Annotated in this window: 13 protein-coding genes; 9 read left to right on the top strand and 4 right to left on the bottom strand. The window is 49.5% G+C overall.

The window, feature by feature from the left end; genetic code table 11:
* Nucleotides 1-3: 3 nt before the first annotated feature.
* Nucleotides 4-1,407 carry a sulfatase gene (locus AAC022_RS21245; RefSeq protein WP_339734198.1) on the bottom strand — a complete coding sequence of 468 codons (1,404 nt, stop codon included), beginning with the start codon at nucleotides 1,405-1,407 and terminating at the stop codon, nucleotides 4-6.
* A gap of 115 nt (nucleotides 1,408-1,522) precedes the next feature.
* Here AAC022_RS21245 and AAC022_RS21240 point away from each other — a divergent pair, with 115 nt between their 5' ends.
* Both AAC022_RS21240 and AAC022_RS21235 read left to right on the top strand, forming a co-directional pair.
* A complete protein-coding gene (locus AAC022_RS21240; RefSeq protein WP_339734196.1) occupies nucleotides 1,523-2,986 on the top strand; it encodes a neutral/alkaline non-lysosomal ceramidase N-terminal domain-containing protein in 1,464 nt (487 codons plus the stop codon).
* A 30-nt stretch (nucleotides 2,987-3,016) separates the two neighbouring features.
* Nucleotides 3,017-4,000, top strand: coding sequence for a Gfo/Idh/MocA family oxidoreductase (locus tag AAC022_RS21235; protein WP_339734194.1), 984 nt, complete (start codon nucleotides 3,017-3,019; stop codon nucleotides 3,998-4,000).
* Between the two features lie 24 nt (nucleotides 4,001-4,024).
* On the opposite strand, the gene AAC022_RS21230 is transcribed toward AAC022_RS21235, so the two are convergent.
* Nucleotides 4,025-5,266, bottom strand: coding sequence for a lactate racemase domain-containing protein (locus AAC022_RS21230; RefSeq protein ID WP_339734192.1), 1,242 nt, complete (start codon nucleotides 5,264-5,266; stop codon nucleotides 4,025-4,027).
* Nucleotides 5,267-5,559: 293 nt separating this feature from the next.
* Between AAC022_RS21230 and AAC022_RS21225 the strand changes: the two genes are divergently transcribed.
* From AAC022_RS21225 to AAC022_RS21210, 4 genes are all read left to right on the top strand, one after another.
* Nucleotides 5,560-6,147, top strand: coding sequence for a sigma-70 family RNA polymerase sigma factor (locus AAC022_RS21225; protein ID WP_339734190.1), 588 nt, complete (start codon nucleotides 5,560-5,562; stop codon nucleotides 6,145-6,147).
* A 131-nt stretch (nucleotides 6,148-6,278) separates the two neighbouring features.
* Nucleotides 6,279-6,833, top strand: a complete 555-nt coding sequence (locus AAC022_RS21220) for a PspA/IM30 family protein (RefSeq protein WP_339734188.1) — start codon at nucleotides 6,279-6,281, stop codon at nucleotides 6,831-6,833.
* A gap of 449 nt (nucleotides 6,834-7,282) precedes the next feature.
* Nucleotides 7,283-8,773, top strand: a complete 1,491-nt coding sequence (locus AAC022_RS21215; RefSeq protein ID WP_339734186.1) for a hypothetical protein — start codon at nucleotides 7,283-7,285, stop codon at nucleotides 8,771-8,773.
* Nucleotides 8,774-9,004: 231 nt separating this feature from the next.
* On the top strand, nucleotides 9,005-10,066 hold the full coding sequence (locus AAC022_RS21210) for a hypothetical protein (RefSeq protein ID WP_339734184.1): 1,062 nt from the start codon (nucleotides 9,005-9,007) through the stop codon (nucleotides 10,064-10,066).
* A gap of 25 nt (nucleotides 10,067-10,091) precedes the next feature.
* Here the strand turns inward: AAC022_RS21210 and AAC022_RS21205 are convergent, their stop codons facing one another.
* Nucleotides 10,092-10,907: a methyltransferase domain-containing protein gene (locus AAC022_RS21205; RefSeq protein WP_339734182.1), complete on the bottom strand. Its 816-nt coding sequence runs from the start codon at nucleotides 10,905-10,907 to the stop codon at nucleotides 10,092-10,094.
* Nucleotides 10,908-11,359: 452 nt separating this feature from the next.
* Here AAC022_RS21205 and AAC022_RS21200 point away from each other — a divergent pair, with 452 nt between their 5' ends.
* From AAC022_RS21200 to AAC022_RS21190, 3 genes are all read left to right on the top strand, one after another.
* Complete coding sequence (locus AAC022_RS21200) at nucleotides 11,360-11,887, top strand: sigma-70 family RNA polymerase sigma factor (protein WP_339734180.1); 528 nt, start codon at nucleotides 11,360-11,362, stop codon at nucleotides 11,885-11,887.
* Nucleotides 11,887-13,254, top strand: coding sequence for a FecR family protein (locus tag AAC022_RS21195; RefSeq protein WP_339734178.1), 1,368 nt, complete (start codon nucleotides 11,887-11,889; stop codon nucleotides 13,252-13,254). Before AAC022_RS21200 ends, AAC022_RS21195 begins: the two co-directional genes overlap by 1 nt.
* A gap of 124 nt (nucleotides 13,255-13,378) precedes the next feature.
* Nucleotides 13,379-14,416 carry a DUF1559 domain-containing protein gene (locus AAC022_RS21190; RefSeq protein WP_339734176.1) on the top strand — a complete coding sequence of 346 codons (1,038 nt, stop codon included), beginning with the start codon at nucleotides 13,379-13,381 and terminating at the stop codon, nucleotides 14,414-14,416.
* A 525-nt stretch (nucleotides 14,417-14,941) separates the two neighbouring features.
* On the opposite strand, the gene AAC022_RS21185 is transcribed toward AAC022_RS21190, so the two are convergent.
* Nucleotides 14,942-16,264: a hypothetical protein gene (locus tag AAC022_RS21185; protein ID WP_339734297.1), complete on the bottom strand. Its 1,323-nt coding sequence runs from the start codon at nucleotides 16,262-16,264 to the stop codon at nucleotides 14,942-14,944.
* Nucleotides 16,265-16,308 lie beyond the last annotated feature (44 nt).

Raw genomic sequence — 16,308 nt, 5'->3', positions numbered from 1 at the left:
TTTCTATTTTTCGTTGGAATCATTCCCCGAACGATACTGAGGATTGGGTTCAGAAGGGATTGCCGCTCGAACCTGTTTCTGCCATTCCCGTAGTGCTGTTGCTAATTCCTTTGCTTTCTTGGGATGACTGTCTGCCAGATTCATCGATTCGCCGATATCAAGCCGCGTATTATATAGTTCCAGATGTCCGTCTTCAAAGAACTCCAGTAACTTCCAGTCTCCTTGCCGGATCACAGACACCGGCGTTGTCCGAAATCGTTGTTGCATGCCTTTGTATTTTTGCAGATAGGCGGGAAAGTGCCAGAACAGCGAACGTGATTTTAATTGACTTTGGGGATCTTTCAGTATGGGGACGAGGCTTTCCCCATCCAACGGGTAGTTTTCCGGTTGGGAAGTCTCCGTCATCTCCAGCAGAGTTGGATAAAGATCGATGTTAATCACCGGTTCCTCGCTGGCGCTGCCCGCTTTCGTCACGCCGGGCCACTTCACTAGCAGGGGGACGCGAATGCCCCCTTCATATAACATTCCTTTGGAACCGCGTAACGGTTGCATACTGGTAGCGGGGCCATAGCCGCCGTTATCAGAAGTGAAAATGATAATGGTGTTTTGCTCTAGCTGCTGCGTTTTTAACGTTTTCAAAACGCGCCCGATGCTTTGATCCATGCTCTTGATCATGGCGGCGTACGTTGCATGCTGATGCAGTTTTCCGGCCGGCTTGGATTGGAAATATTCGATATCGTCCTGCTTGGCCTGCAGTGGAGTATGGACGGCGTAATGTGTCAGATACAGAAAAAATGGTGATTTCGTGTTGGCTTTGATGAAAGCGCAGGCTTCATCAGTCAGGCGATCGGTGAGAAACTCTCCCTGCTTCCCATCGGCGAGTTGCGGATTGCGATAAGGACTGAAGTAACCGCCACGAGGACTGCCCGAAGGATTGCCGGCGATATTGACCTGGAACCCTTGAGAGAGAGGCGTTTGTCCCAGATGCCATTTGCCGACGCTGGCACAACGATAGCCGGCCTTGGAAAGCGTGTCGGCGATCGTCACAAACTTGTCATTGAGCACAGTCTTGTTTTCGGCAGGGATCAGCCGCCGATACCGGTTATTGCCGCGTGCCGGATCGCCTACCGTGTAGACTCCATGTCGGGGCGTATACTGTCCTGACATCAAGCAGGCACGACTGGGCGCACAATTGGGAGCCGCTGAATACGCAGAGGAAAACTGCATTGATTCTTGCGCCAGATGATCAATGTGGGGTGTTTCAAAGAAATCACTGCCCATAAAGCCGACGTCTCTCCAGCCCAGATCATCGATAAAGAACAGCACAATGTTCGGACGATCGGTGGATGCGATAGCGGGAGTCAAATTCCAGCAGAACAGTAAGCCGACAACCAGGAAACGGCGCATCTTATTCCCTTCCACAAAGAAATTGAGTGGTTTTTCTTAAGACGATTGTTTACGATGAATTTCAGCGTTTATTCTAGACTTCCACCCGCCCCCTGTCATTCCAGTGAGTTAATTGATGTTCAGAATTGTCTATATTCTATCTGTCGTACTTCTTTCTGTTGTGATCTCTCGCACCGCGCCGGCCGCTGAGACGAATGAATTTAAGGTCGGTCTGGCCTCGGTGGAAATTACGCCGCCCGTCGGTTATCCCCTCAGCGGCTATTATCACGAACGGAAAAATACGGGCGCGCTCGACTCGTTGCATGCCAAGGCGATGGTCTTCTCGCAAGGCAATACTAAGCTGGTTGTGATTGCCTGCGACATTCTCGGCATCTCTGCGGATCTGGCTGGACTGGTACGGGACCAGATTGAAGCTCAAACAGGAATTCCCGGCGAACAGGTTTTGATTTGTGGCACGCACACACATACCGGCCCCGATTATGCCAAAGACCTCTGCCGCCATATTCTTTCTCAGTCAGGAATAACTCCAGAGACAAAGCCGACCTCTTATCCGGCGGCGCTGGTAGAAGCGATTGCCCAGTCGGCCGTTGATGCAAGTAAAAATCTACAGCCGCTTGAAATGCAGACCGGTTCTGGTGAAGAAACGAACGTGGCGTTTAACCGTCGGTTTGTCATGAAAGACGGGACCATCAGTACCTGGGCGAATTTTCGTAACAAGAACGTGGTGCGTTCTGCAGGTCCCATTGATCCCGAATTAGATATTCTGATGTTTCGTTCTCCGACAGGAACACCGGTCGGTGCCTTGAGTGTCTACGCACTGCACCTCGATACAACGGGCGGAGACAAATGCAGCGCTGACTTTCCTGCCTATCTGGAACGCATGTTGAAATCGGAATTGAATCCCAAATTTTTTTCGGCCTTCGGTGCGGGAACCTGTGGTGATATCAACCACGCCAATCCACGCGTCAAAGAACGCAACCGACCGGACTTTATCGGCAGCCAGTTGGGCAAAGCGTTTCTGACAGCGATGAAAGACTTGCAGCCGGTCAAACCCAATCTGGCCTTCGGGCGGTCTGTACTTCAGATTCCCATGCAGTCTTATACCAGCGAAGATTTAGCGGATGCACGGGCCACGATTAAACGCATTGAAAACAATGAGAAGATTCCCACGTTGGAAAAAGTGAAAGCGTTCAAAATTATTTATCTGGATCTGCTTCAACAGGGATCGCCGGAAACACTGTTCAAAGATCCTCAGCGGAAACCTTCTGTGGGGCTGGCGGGAACGGGTAAGACGATTCCGATTGAAATTCAGGTCTTTCAGATTGGTGAAGATACCGCCATCGTCGGATTGCCAGGCGAGGTTTTTGTCGACCTGGGGCTGACGATTAAACGCCTTTCCCCTTATCGTCAAACAATCGTCATCGAATTATCCAACAGCAATGACCCGGTTTACATTCCCACCCGACTCTCGTATCAGGGGGGCGGATACGAGCCGATGAATTCGGTCATTCGACCGGGAGGTGGCGAAGAAATGGTGGCAGAAACAATTCGGTTACTGCGAGAAGTGAAATCCAAATAATCCGGGGTAAGCCCTATAGGGAATCGTATCGTGAAGAAAATCAAATTCGGTCAGATTGGAGTCGGCCATCCACATGCCGGCGGAAAAATGCAGGCCTTTCGCAAGTCGGACGAATACGAAGTCGTGGGTGTCGTCGAGCCCGATCCAAAGCTGCGCAAGTACGCCGAATCGACGGGCATTTATCAGGGACTCCCTTTTCTGACACAAGAACAACTGCTGAATATCGAAGGTCTGCAGGCGGTGGCGGTTGAGACGCTGGTGCCTGATCTGTTACCCACGGCCGAAACGTGCATCGCCGCGGGCAAGCACATTCACCTGGATAAACCGGCGGGGCTCTCTTTGCCACACTTCAAACGGATTCTGGATCAGGCGGCTCAAAAACATCTGCTGCTGCAGATGGGATATATGTATCGTTACAACCCCGGAATCGTACTGCTGCGGGACCTGCTTAAAAAAGGCTGGCTCGGTGAACCCTTTGAAGTGCACACAGTGATCAGCAAAAAAATGGACGCCAACAGTCGCACCAAAATGGAATCTCAGCCAGGCGGCATGATGTTCGAACTCGGCTGCCACGTGGTTGATCTGGTGGTCGAAATTCTGGGAAGACCGGAAAAGGTCACCGCGTTCTCACAGCATGCTTCTGATATTGATGACACGTTGCAGGACAATATGTTGTCGGTTTTTAGCTATCCGAAAGCGCTGGCGTCGGTCAAAACCAGTTGTAATGAAGTCAATGGCTTTGATCGCAGGCATATTGTCGTATGTGGATCAGAAGGTACGTTTCATCTGCAGCCGTTTGGCAGGCCGGCTGCCAGTTTAACGCTTGCGAATGCGAAGGGGAAATTTCGCAAAGGAAAGCAGGAAATCAAATTTGCTGGCTACACGCGCTATGCTGATGACGTGGCTGATATGGCACGAATCATCCGCCGCGAAAAGGATATTGATTTTTCCTACGAGCACGACTATCACGTTCAGGAAACAGTCCTCAAGGCGGCAGGGTTACCCGTCGGTTAAAACAGAGCGTCTGCTTGTATCACACTATTCCTGTTTGAGTTGCCCGTAAACGTGTTGAGCTGAGGCGATGAAGGAAACCGTTTCGTCTGTCTGCAGCAGGCGTTGCACTTCAGCTTCGTTTTCGAGTGGAATGATAAACAGATCTTCGATATCGTCGCTGCTGGCTTGACTCAACAGACAGATCAGTGCCCAGTCTCCGGTCAGCGCCATTTGGGTTGCAGCTACGAGATCGCCGGGCTGTTTATCTCGCAGTGGCTTGATCGCATCCAGGGGTTCATGGCAGCTGGATAGTATCTGCATGCCTTCACCGAAATCCGCTTCGATTTGAGTCAGCAGAACAATGCGCCCATCCTGCGTCACTAGGTTTCGGGCTGTCTCCAGAACTCGGCCTAACTGATTCCACTGGTGACCTGCCGGACCACATTCGACAGCAATGATGACCATTTCCGATTTGTATTCCGGCTCCAACTTCCAATATTGATCCAGAAGCGTCTTTGCTTTTCGGAACGAGGCTTCCAGGCTGCCAAAAATGATCTCCGAAACCTGCAACCCGCCAGCAGGAATGACCTGCAGGCTATACTGCAATCCCAGAATCCAGGCGACTTCGTCAATGAGTTGACGCAAGGGGCGACTCTCTGCGGGAGTCAGTTCCCGGTGCGACTGACCTCGACTTTTAATAACCGCCTCCTGCGAAGAAAAGCCGGGATAGATCGAACTGCCGCCGCCAGCATAGCCAATCAGTGGATCAAAGCTCACCAGCTCAATCGGCAGAATGAAGTCGGCTTCGAGTAAATGTTTCGAGAGGTAAATCCGCTCTCCCCCCGCTGAGGTCCCCAGATAGCCAAGTGAATCCTGATCTTGGGGATCGTGAATGACCCATTGCGCCCCTTCCTGGAGTTCTTTCGAGATGGCGTCTTTTAATTTTTGATTCAGTTCCGGATCGCCGGATTGTGTTTGCAGAATCGTCACATCGCCGGCTTCAATTCCACAATCGGACAGAAACTCCCAGACGGCATTAATGATTTCACTGGCTGCGGGAACCTGAAAATCAACGGTGATGGTGAGTTTGTCTCCCGGAACGACGGCTAAATCCAGTGGGGGAAGTTCCAGCGGATTATTCAACACCTGCTCGGTTGACTGTAATACGTTTTCCAGTGGCGCTGGTGCCTGGTGGTAGCAGATCAGTCGCTCTGAGGGAATTTCGCAACGAAACTTTCCGGTAAAGCCGTAGTTCAATTCAATTTTGACAGTTTCCGTGATCGACACAACAATATCCCGCGGTACTCAATAGCTGCTCACAATAGTCCGTGACGTGTAGAAGTTTTGCTGATTTTGCTACTGATTTGAGTGAAAAGTAATTCAACACTGAAATGTTAGCGGTTTGGAGGTGAATTCTATAGGATTTCTGATCACAATATTAGAATATCATAATAGAAAGCATTTCTGCGCCGGTCTGCGTTTTCAGAAGTGCGTGACATTGGGGGCAGGCTTGTCAGCATTCAGATTCAGAACCTGAGCGGATGTCTTGAATCCGAATGCTTCTCTCTGGAAAGAACACCATGAACGAAGACGATCAATTGATGATTCGAATTCAAAGTGGTGAGCTGCGCGCCTTTGATGAGCTCGTAGAAAAATATCAGGGACCTTTGATCGGTTTTTTTTTCCGCAATACCCGGGATTCCCAGCTGTCGGAAGATCTTTCGCAGGAAACACTGCTACGGGTTTATAATCAATCGTGGGACTATTTGCCTCAAGGTCGATTTCGTGGCTGGATGTACCGGGTGGCACGTAACCTGATGATCGACAGTATTCGCCGTCAATCTCACGACGCGTTGGTGAAGGCTTATACTGGTAAAATGGCGGATGATGATGATTCGCTGAATCGACTGGCCAGTGAAGTGGTGTCACCGGAAGAGAAAGCCAATATCAAAGAACTGGCATTGATTGTGGACGAACTGCTGGGAACCATTCCAGAAGATCAACGTTTAACTTTTACCTTGCATCATTACTCTGAACTGACCCTGAACGAAGTCGCGGAAGTGATGGAGACTAATCTGGCGACAGCGAAGAGTCGTTTGCGGCTGGCCCGAGAGAAATTACGAGAGAAATTGAAGCTGGTGGGAGTGACGGGGCCGCAGCAGAATTAATCAATGACCTTAATTATTGAGATCTCAAGAAATAAATGAACCCGACATTCGTGAATTGCGTTGACTTAACCAGGGCCTTCGAATTTGCGTTCTTTTCATGAACCATTTACTACAGTACGGAGAAGAGGGGAATGAGCTATTTCAGTCGGCTCACTGACATTGTTACCTGTAATCTGACCCATTTACTTGATAATGCCGCTGATCCTGTTAAAGAGATCGAGCAGATTATTGCGGAGATGAAAGAGGGCCTTGCCGGTGCTAATCGAAGTGTAAAAACAGCAACTACCAATGAACAGTCAATTAAGAAAGAACTGCAGGAGCATCAACAGCAGATCTTTCATTGGAAAGAAGCAGCCAAAAATGCCTTGGCGACAGGGGATGAAGCCGAAGCACGAAATTCGCTGGTTCGCAAACAGGAAATCGAGGATCTGATGGCCGGGATGGAGCAGCAACATCAGGCTGCTGTGGCAACTTGCGAACATTTGACAACCACATTGCATGCGCTGCAGGCACGATTAGCCGAAGCAAAGCGCAAGCAACTGGAATTAACGGAAAAAGCAGGACTGACAGAAACTTCCGTACAAGCCACCCCGGAAACGTCTAGCGAAGACCCCATACTGACTCCCTCCCGTTGCGAACAAATTGAATCCGAGTTAGCCGCATTGAAGCGGGAACTGGGCCAATAAATGCCCTGTTAATCATGGACTGATGTGGCAGGTTTGGTCCTCTCCGATCAGGGGATAGAGCCACATTCCGTATAACCTGTTTAACCGATCTGTCTTAGGGAATCAGTACTGGGCGGAAGTGGACATATGGTTCGGGGAAGAATTGTTGCATAAGTACGATCGATTCGGCAAGAAGGTACTTGCAACAGACCAGTTCTAATTTAGAATAAAAATAGATAAGTAAAGGGGTTCGGTTAACTTCTTGACCATAAATTCTGGTTCTCGCCAGGATGCGAAAAGAAGTTCTTGATGTCACTGGCATTATTAAAAGAACCCATACTTTCTTCGCAAAGGCGTTCGTCTACTATTTTCAGGGTTGATACGACTGAAATTTCACAGACGAGCGTCCGATGACGATTAATAGATCCTCAATTCTCAATTTACATCATTGATGTCGGAGTCGTGCCACAATGGCCAAAAAATATCTGAACCTCGAAGAAGCAGCAGCAGAGCTGGGAATGGATAAAGACGAATTAAACCGCATAAGAGAAGCGGGTGACATTCGTGGATTTGCAGATCGGGGTGCATGGAAATTTCGCATGGAAGATATCGAGGAATTAGGCCGTTCCCGCCAGGCTGATTCCGATCCAGCCATTCCTTTGTTTTCTGAAGACGATGATGACGACGATTTATTCGGTTCCGCAATCCTGGAAGGGGACGAGCTGACTGAAAGTGTCATCGATGAGGATGAAGTTGGCGAGCAGGCCACTGTGATTCGAGGGAGTGTCCATGACGATGATGATGAGCCTGTTGAATTGAGTAGTTCCGACAGTGATGTGCGTCTCGTCGTTGATGATGGTGATGACCTGCTGCTGGATAGCGAACCGGAACTGGTCGTCGTGGGAGAAGATTCTGATAGCGATGTGAGTTTGACAGACGATTCGAGCATCGATCTTAGTAGTGACAGCGACGTGAAACTGGTTGATTCCGATTCAGAACCAGAATTTGATATGCTCGATCTGGATTCCGGCAGTGACAGCGATGTAAAGCTGGTCGCCGATGATTCAAACATCGCCGGCAGTGAAAGCGACGTGGCTCTGATCAGCGATGAAGACTTTGATCTCGGTAGCGACAGTGACGTCGCTTTGGTTTCCGATGAAGGGAATGATTCTTCCATTCTGGCAGAAGACAGTGGCATCTCTTTGGCATCGGACAGTGGTATTTCACTGGCCGGTCCGCTGGACAGTGGTATTTCGCTGGAAGCAGCCGACGAAAGTGGAATCTCCCTGGTGGCTGATGATGAGAGCGGGATTTCGCTGGATGACGACACCGGCAGTGACATTTCCATCACCGCCGACAGTGGGATTTCTCTCGAACCGTTTGATGTGGAAGACGTCGATAAGACGGTTCCAATGATGTCCGCTGATAAAGATGCCACTCTGGAAATCCCCTCTTTGGATGACGATGCAGACAGTAGTTTTGATCTGTCTGATTCGAGTGCAGACACCAGCGTGCTGATGCTGAATGAAGACGACGACATGGGAGGCTCTTCGGGTTCAGTTATACTGGATTCCGACGACGATGACAGCGAGTCTGCCATGTTTGAAGATGACGATGAATTCGCCAGCGACGATGCCATCTCGGATGTCTTTGATGACGAAGATGATGACTTCGATGACATTTATGATGCCGATGATGATGATTTCGATGACTCGTTCCAGAGTGGTGAAAGCCATGCGGAATTTGTCGCCCCCGCCGCCTTTGGTGGCCGCGGTGCAGCAGCTATGGCAGCACCGGAACCAGAATGGGGTGCAGGCACCTTTGCCGCACTGGGGATTTCCACGCTGTTAATGCTGGTTTGCTCCATCATGATGTATGACCTGATCCGCACGATGTGGCATTACGATGATCCCTCCAGCGTCAGCTCGATGTTCCTGGATACCTTCGGCGGGTTGTTCTAGAAAATACCAAAACTTAAAACAAGTAATTTCGATCGTGGCACACATTTCATTAATGTGTGTCACGATTTTTTGTACATACAATCGTCTTTCGCTCAGCGGTCTGCAGACTTTTTTCAAGTTCTCGCCAGATGAAGAGATCAGAGTGAGGATTCGTGGGGCCTGCGACTATATAATAGAGTCCTCACAAGATGTCACCTTCCTCTGCTCCGCTTTTAATTCTGGTGAAAGATCATGCATTTGAAATCGTTCTGTTTCCTCGTGTTATTGTCTCTGCTTTCAATCAGTCCGCTCAAGGCTGAGGAAAAACGGCAGCTTCGCTATTCAGGCCCCAAGCGACAGGAATACAAGCTAACGGCTCGTGCCAGTGAAATTGATCCGAGAACCAAAGAACATCCGGAGATAGACTTCGTTTTCGAAGCGAAAGGCAAGGTTCAAGATCTGGAACATGCCGTCGTTGATACCCGCGTCAAGCCTCGGGGGAAACTGGTGATCTGGCTGATGGGATATAACAGTCAGCTGTTCGATCGCCTCTCCAGCTACGGCCTGCATGCGATTCAGGTACATTACGCCAACCGCTGGTTTTCCAAAGTTTGCCGTGAACAACCTGTGGGAGAAACCTGCCGCGGAAACGTGCGGCTGGAAGCGGCCACCGGAGAAAATTTCAGCAATCAAGTGGAAATTCCCAAACCGGATGGCATGAAAGAACGCGCGCTGCAGTTTGTGAAATGGCTGGCGAAAAAGAACCCGCAAGGCAAATGGGATTATTATCTGACTCCAGATGGGAAAGACCTTCGCTGGGAAGACGTGATCATGGCGGGCAGTTCGCACGGCTCGACCACGGCCGCCCGTTTTGCCAAGCATCAAAAGGTCGGCCGCGTCGTTATGTTTTGTGGTCCGCGGGATCAGTTGCAGAACTGGCAGTCGCTTTCTTCCGCGACGCCCAATAATCGCTACTTCGGCTTTTCACACGTTCTGGATGGTGGCTGGACCGCAGATCATTACTGTCGTTCCTGGGAACTAATTGGTCTGCATGAATATGGTCCGATTGTCAACGTGGATCAAGCAAAACCCCCTTATGGGAATACACGCCGGCTGATCACTGACTTTGATGTGAAGAAGAATATCCGCCGCGCCCATTCCTCGGTGGTCCCCGGCGGTAACGCGGGTAAGAATGCGAAAGGCAAATACATTCACGAAGATGTCTGGAAGTACCTCTTCACTCAACCGATCGAGAAAACAGGCAAACCAGTTCCCCTGGATCCGGGGTGCAATAAGAATCAACGCGATAGTTAGTTCTAGTCGTTGATGGAAATAACACTCAAGCAAAAGGTAATCGTCCCCAGACCTGTACGACGCGGGGGACTCCTGCCAGAGTTCGTTCGTCGGCGGCGTACTCATAAAGCTCTCTGACAATTTGATCGATCTCTTCGTTCGTCGCAAGCTGATCTGCCAATACCGTGTCGGCGATGTTTTCCATGGTCAGAGCATTGAGCCGCTTCACATCGCCGACGAGTCCCGTTGGCTGGACTAAGGAGACCTGGATCGCTTGGAGGCCGCACTCTTTCATAATCAGCGGCAGTCGTTGCCCCATATTTGGGTCGCCGCCTCTGTTTCGCACAACCGTACAGAAGAGATCGTAAAACTTACGAAAGGCTCCAGAGTCAGGGTAAGTAAAGGAGCCACTGAAGTCGATGTCTTCCAGAGCAAGAATGCCGCCGGGCCGAAGTTGTCGCAAGAATGACTTGACTGCGCCCGCCGGATCGCTGAGATGGGTCAGCAGAAACCGCGAATAGACGACGTCAAATTCAGGAGCGCCCAGCGCTTCACAAATATTGGATAATCGGAATTCGATATTTTCGATTCGCGCTTCCTCTGATTCCTCCCGAGCGATTTCGAGTTTCGTTGCATCGATATCGGTTCCCACAGCTTTCCCTGCTGGCGCCACGTGGTTGGCAAGCTCACGCGTGACATCACCGCCGCCACAACCGACGTCCAGACATAGCTGCCCATCAGACAGCTCCAGCCGATTGAGCAGGGTCCCCGTACTCTCATGCATCACACGGGCCAGTATCCGCAAGCGTTCCCGTCCTTCAATACCGCCTCGAATCACATAGTGCTTCGAATCTCCCATCATTGTCTCCTGAAAATTATAAATCGATCCGTTTCCGGCATCTGAATGACTGATGTATGGGGGAAATAACGTATTAAACAGTTGAATATCACAGCTTATCGAGTCCATCTCCAGTGAAAAATGTGATTCAGAAAAAAAATACCTTCTCAAAACAGGGGTTTCTGCTGCATTGGTGATGTGACTCACTCTCTGTAGACCCTGTTTGTCAGTAAAAACCCGCAGGCGAAGTGGTGTTGTTTATTAATTGCTTACGTCGATTACCGAGTAGTATGAAAAGATAATTCGAGTTAAATCGTTTGCGATAAATCAAAATTGCAAAAAATATTGGAAAATCAGATTTTCACTGTAGTTTCACCCCCCCTGGCTGGAATGGTGTAAGCAGGGATCTCGCCGATTCATCAAATATTAACCTGACACTATTAACCTGACACTGATTAGAAATTAAATACGATCCGATGAACGAAGTCGTTGTTAACAACGTATTTTTTCAGCAACTGTTGCAACATCAGGGGCCGCTTCACGCCTATGTGCTTTCCCTGATTGGAAATACGACAGACGCTCGGGATCTGCTGCAGGACATCAATCAATGTTTGCTGGAAAAGCGGGATAGTTTCACTCCCGGTACCAACTTTCTCGCCTGGTCACGCAAAGTTGCGTTTTACAAAATCCAATCGTACTGGCGCGACAAAAAACGAAGTCGGTTATTGTTTGATGATGAGTTACTCAACAGTATGTCTGAAACGATTGAGGGCATGCCTGATCTTTTTAATGATCAGATCGAAGCCTTGCGTTCCTGTATCACGATGCTGCCGAATGACAAACAGAAAATGATGCAGCAACGGTATGGCCAATTCATGCCCCTCAAAAATATTGCGGGATATTGGGGCAAGTCAGAAAAAGCCATTGGCGTGATGCTATTACGGATCAGGCTACGACTTCAAGATTGCATTCAAAAAACAATCGCAGCAAGGTCTCGCATCTGATGATTACGGAACGTTCAGCCCAATGGGAAGATCCGCTCCCGAAACTGGTAGCACTCTATTTTGACAACCAGTTGGATGAATCAAAACTCAGGCTGCTGCAGGAACGTTTGAAATCAGACCCGGAAGCCAGAGTGTTTTTTGCACAGTTCTCAGCGTTACAAGCACAGTTGGAATGGGTCTACACAGACAGTCCTGACTCACAGAAACAGACGCATCTGCCAGTATCTTTCCAGGTTGCAAAACGAAACTGGAGCCAGATTCTCTATGCGTTCACCTGTATTTGCCTCGTCTTAGGCGGACTGTTGTTTGTGCATCTGACAACACCAGTTGCACACGTTTTCCCGGTGAAAGGTAGCTACTGGAAAACGGGGCCCATCAATGATCATGAGCCGTTGCTATCTGGCTCTCATCGGCACCTGCTACGGGGCGAAATTGAAATTCGATTCGAATCGGGGTCTGTGGTTAATCTGAAAGCGCCGGCTTTGTTTACGACCAACGGATCAAATGAGTTCTATCTCGAAGAGGGAAAGGTCGTGGCCGACGTGCCTGAATCGGGACACGGTTTTACTGTAGACACACACGCTGGCCGCATTGTTGATCTGGGAACTTCGTTTTCGGTCAATGTCGGTGCAGAACGAAATGCCGAGATTAAGGTGTATCGCGGCAAGGTGCAGGTAGGAAACAGTACTGCCGATGGACCGTCGCATGAAATCCGGGCGAATGAAGCAGTACAGATTGATTCGGTCACCAGAAAAATACAAACACAGAACTATTCCAGCAGCGATTTCATTCCTCTGATCTCACGAGATTATCCGGTTCTCCGCTTCTCGGAATCGGTCGTCTTTCAGGAACACATGCCGGCTGCCATTGCCCGGGGAACTTTTCAGGTCCTGGAACGTGATGAAACTGTTTTTCTGTTTCCGGAAAAACGTGATGTGCAACTTATCTCTGATCTCAAGGTCTCGATCTCTCAACCAGGAAAATATTGGTCTCAAGACCAGATCGAAAAAGAATCGGATGTCATTTCGCGCGGCATGAAAGTGGACTGTTATCGTGTTTACTACGATCCTGCCAGTAACCAGGACGATATGATGCCGGCTGCCGGCGAAATTGAATTTGATCAACCCATACTGGGCATCATTACGACCAATAAAATGCTGGGAGCTTCTGACAAGTTTCTGAATCCAGTGTTTCATCAATTTCCGGGACAGAAAATCAAGCATCAGGAAATTGAGATCAGACTCTCCAAGGATGGTACCAGGCAGGATGTCATCGTGCTTTCACCAGACCGAAAAAAATTGTCATTCCAGTTATTCACAGGGACGTCTTTCGTCGACGAATTTCGAGTGCTGGTGGCGTCCCCTTGAAAAGTTTCATCAGAAAGCGTTCTCCCATTATTTGAAGGTTCGAAATTGTCAATTGCGTTCTCAAATACTCATCTGAGCCAAAATCGACCAACGTCATTATTTATTGAAATAGAAGGAGAGAATCATGCAACAACCCCCACTGAGAAAACAGATTCGTGGGTTTACTCTGATTGAGTTACTCGTCGTGATTGCCATCATTGCCATCTTGATTGCCTTATTACTGCCAGCAGTCCAGCAGGCGCGTGAAGCAGCCCGTCGCTCTCAATGCAAGAATAATCTGAAGCAGTTCGGACTGGCGATGCATAATTACTCAGAGACCTACCGTATGCTGCCATGCCTGAAAGGAGGCGCGGGTGGCGATGTGACGGGAGCCGGTTTACTGGATACCGGCACGGGAAATCGCAGCTGGATGAGCGGGATCGTTTTTTTACTCCCCTTCCTCGATCAGGCGCCTCTCTGGAATGAGATTTCAGCACTACCGAGCCAGGGAGGCCGTCCCAATAGCGCGACCACTTTTCCTCAGCCACATCTGGCTATTATGCTCTGCCCGTCTTCACCCGTTCCTCCTCGTGCAGAAGGCGGACTGGCACCGCGCAGTTACTGTCTCAGCGTCGGTGATACGATTAACGACAATATTTCCTCGAAAAATCCACGTGGCGCTTTCGGTTGGTTATCCGATACGCGAATGCGTGACTTTATAGATGGCAGCAGTAATACCATTCTCATGGCAGAACGGGAACTGGGAGGGACCGGGACTTATCTGGGGCGCGCCGCCGCCACTGTTTCTAACTTAGATACGAATCCGGCAGCCTGTCTGGCGACAGTCACAGGGAATTCTTACAACGTGACGATGGACAGCCATCGTATGGGCCAGCGCTGGGCCATTGGTTATCCCTTCTATTCCGGGGTTACTACAGTACTTCCTCCGAATAGTCCTTCCTGTTCTTCAGGAGGACATCAGGGGTGGGGCATCTATTCTGCCAGCAGCATGCATACAGGCGGTTGCCATGTTTTGATGGGTGACGGTGCGGTCCGATTCGTCAGTGAAAATATTGATTCCGGCAATTCGAGCGCAGCCCAGGTGACGACCGGTCAAAGCCCTTATGGGGTCTGGGGTGCTTTGGGAAGCATGATGGGCGGCGAAACCATCGGCGAGTTTTAGTAGATGACTCCGGTCCTAAGGACATGCCCAAAGAGACCACTCCGGAGCCAGATGATACAACCTCACTGCATCTCTGGCGCTCGAATGACTATTGCTGAAATTCGAACCTGCCAATCTAAAACGCCTGTCTTTGAAGTAAAGACCGGTGTTTTTTTTAACCAGTCTACAATCCGCTGACGACTTCATCCTGGTCGAAGGTGTCACGTACTGGAACCAGGCAAGTAACTGAATCTGTCTGCAGACAGAGTTCCTGTGGAGTAAAAGCTTTAACTGAGGAATTCTCTGCACACATAGAAGAGGAAAGATTGGTATTGTTGGGTAAGACATGCGGAGAGAACGATGTTTAATTACAAAGAAGCTCCTTGCAGCAATCTGGAAGGGAAGGCTTTCTGAAGTAACACAGTATGCCTGAAAGGAAATGAATTCCTGACTGTCAGAATAGAAAAAAGGCGGCTGATCTGAGATCAACCGCCTTCTCGCAGTTTCAATTTTCAATTGCTGAAAACTCTTCTGGCTTCACTTTGACTAGTTGCTGATACAAGTCTTGGGAGCAGGAGCAGTACATGTCTTCGGCGCGGGGCAGCAGACAGTAACTGGTACTTTGCGACAAACTTGTCTCGGCACACATCGTGTCTTCGTAACACAAACCGTTCGTGGTACGCACTTCCTTCGGGTTACATACCGTGTGCAGCATACTTGCTCACAGGTGGTGTAAGGAACTTTACGGGTACAGGTTTTTTGCTCATAGCTGCAGGTGGTGTAGGGAACCTTGCGGCTCCGGCATTCTGAAACCATGGTGCAAGTGGTGTAAGGAACCTGTTTGGTTACGCATTCTTCTTTCCAGCAGCAAGTGGTGTAAGGAACCTTGCGGGTGCGGCACTCACGTTCCATCCTGCAGGTGGTGTAAGGAACCTTCTTGGTTCGCGTTTCACACTCATAACGAACGCAGGTGTATGGAACCCTCTTGGTAATCGTGCAGGGAACTCGCTCACATACTGTGTAAGGAACCCGCTCGTGTTTACACTCGCGTTGATAAGTTGTGCAGCAGACTTTTCGAGTGACCGTCTTGGGGCACCAGATTCGTCGGCAGATTGTTGTGCCGGGGCACTGTACTTTGACTGTTTTGCAGCAACCAGGCTTGTAGATCGGGCAGCATGAGCTGCAATCGTATTCCCAGGTTCCAGGCTCACAGACACATTTATCTACAACTGGACCGGGGCAATGCTCGGTTGTAGTTTTCCATTCGCCACAGCAGACTTCAACGTCTTGCCATGTATGAACGGGCTTGCAAACAGTACGACATACATCCCGGTAACAGGTTTTGTAATTCGTTTTGTAAATGGTGCAGCAAACATCGCGATAGTGGGTTTCACAAATCGGACGTCTCACGTTGTAGCACACATCTCGGTAGCAGGTGTTGTAAACCGGCTTGCAGACTGTGTAGCAGACATCACGATAGCAGGTGTTATACACGGGCCGTCGGCGTTTGCAGGTCACAGTTCGGTAGCAGGTTTTGTAAACGGGACGGCAGACTTTGTAGCAGACGTCACGATAACAGGTCTGGTACACCGGCTTGCAAACCGTATAGCATTCATCACGGTAGCAGGTCTTGTATACGTTCTTGCTGTATTGCACGGGAACTTTTTCGCAGACCGTATCATACACTGTTTTTTGACAGGTATAGTTCTGCTTTTCCCATACAGTTTCAACGACAGTTTTGTAGCAGGTACTTGAGCATTCTTTGGCAGCACTGTAATCGCCACAAGAAGTACATGCTTCTGTGGGGCAACAATTATAACTACCTGCTCCCAGGTATCCTGCCTGGGCTTGCTCCCCGAAGCAGGCCATTATCAGAGCGGCCGCCAGAAGGGGAATCCAGGTTGCATTTTTCA

Source organism: uncultured Gimesia sp. (genome assembly GCF_963976445.1).
Taxonomy (GTDB): Bacteria; Planctomycetota; Planctomycetia; order Planctomycetales; family Planctomycetaceae; genus Gimesia.
The sequence above is the reverse complement of the archived record's forward strand: the minus strand, read 5'-3'. Positions and strand labels throughout refer to the sequence as shown.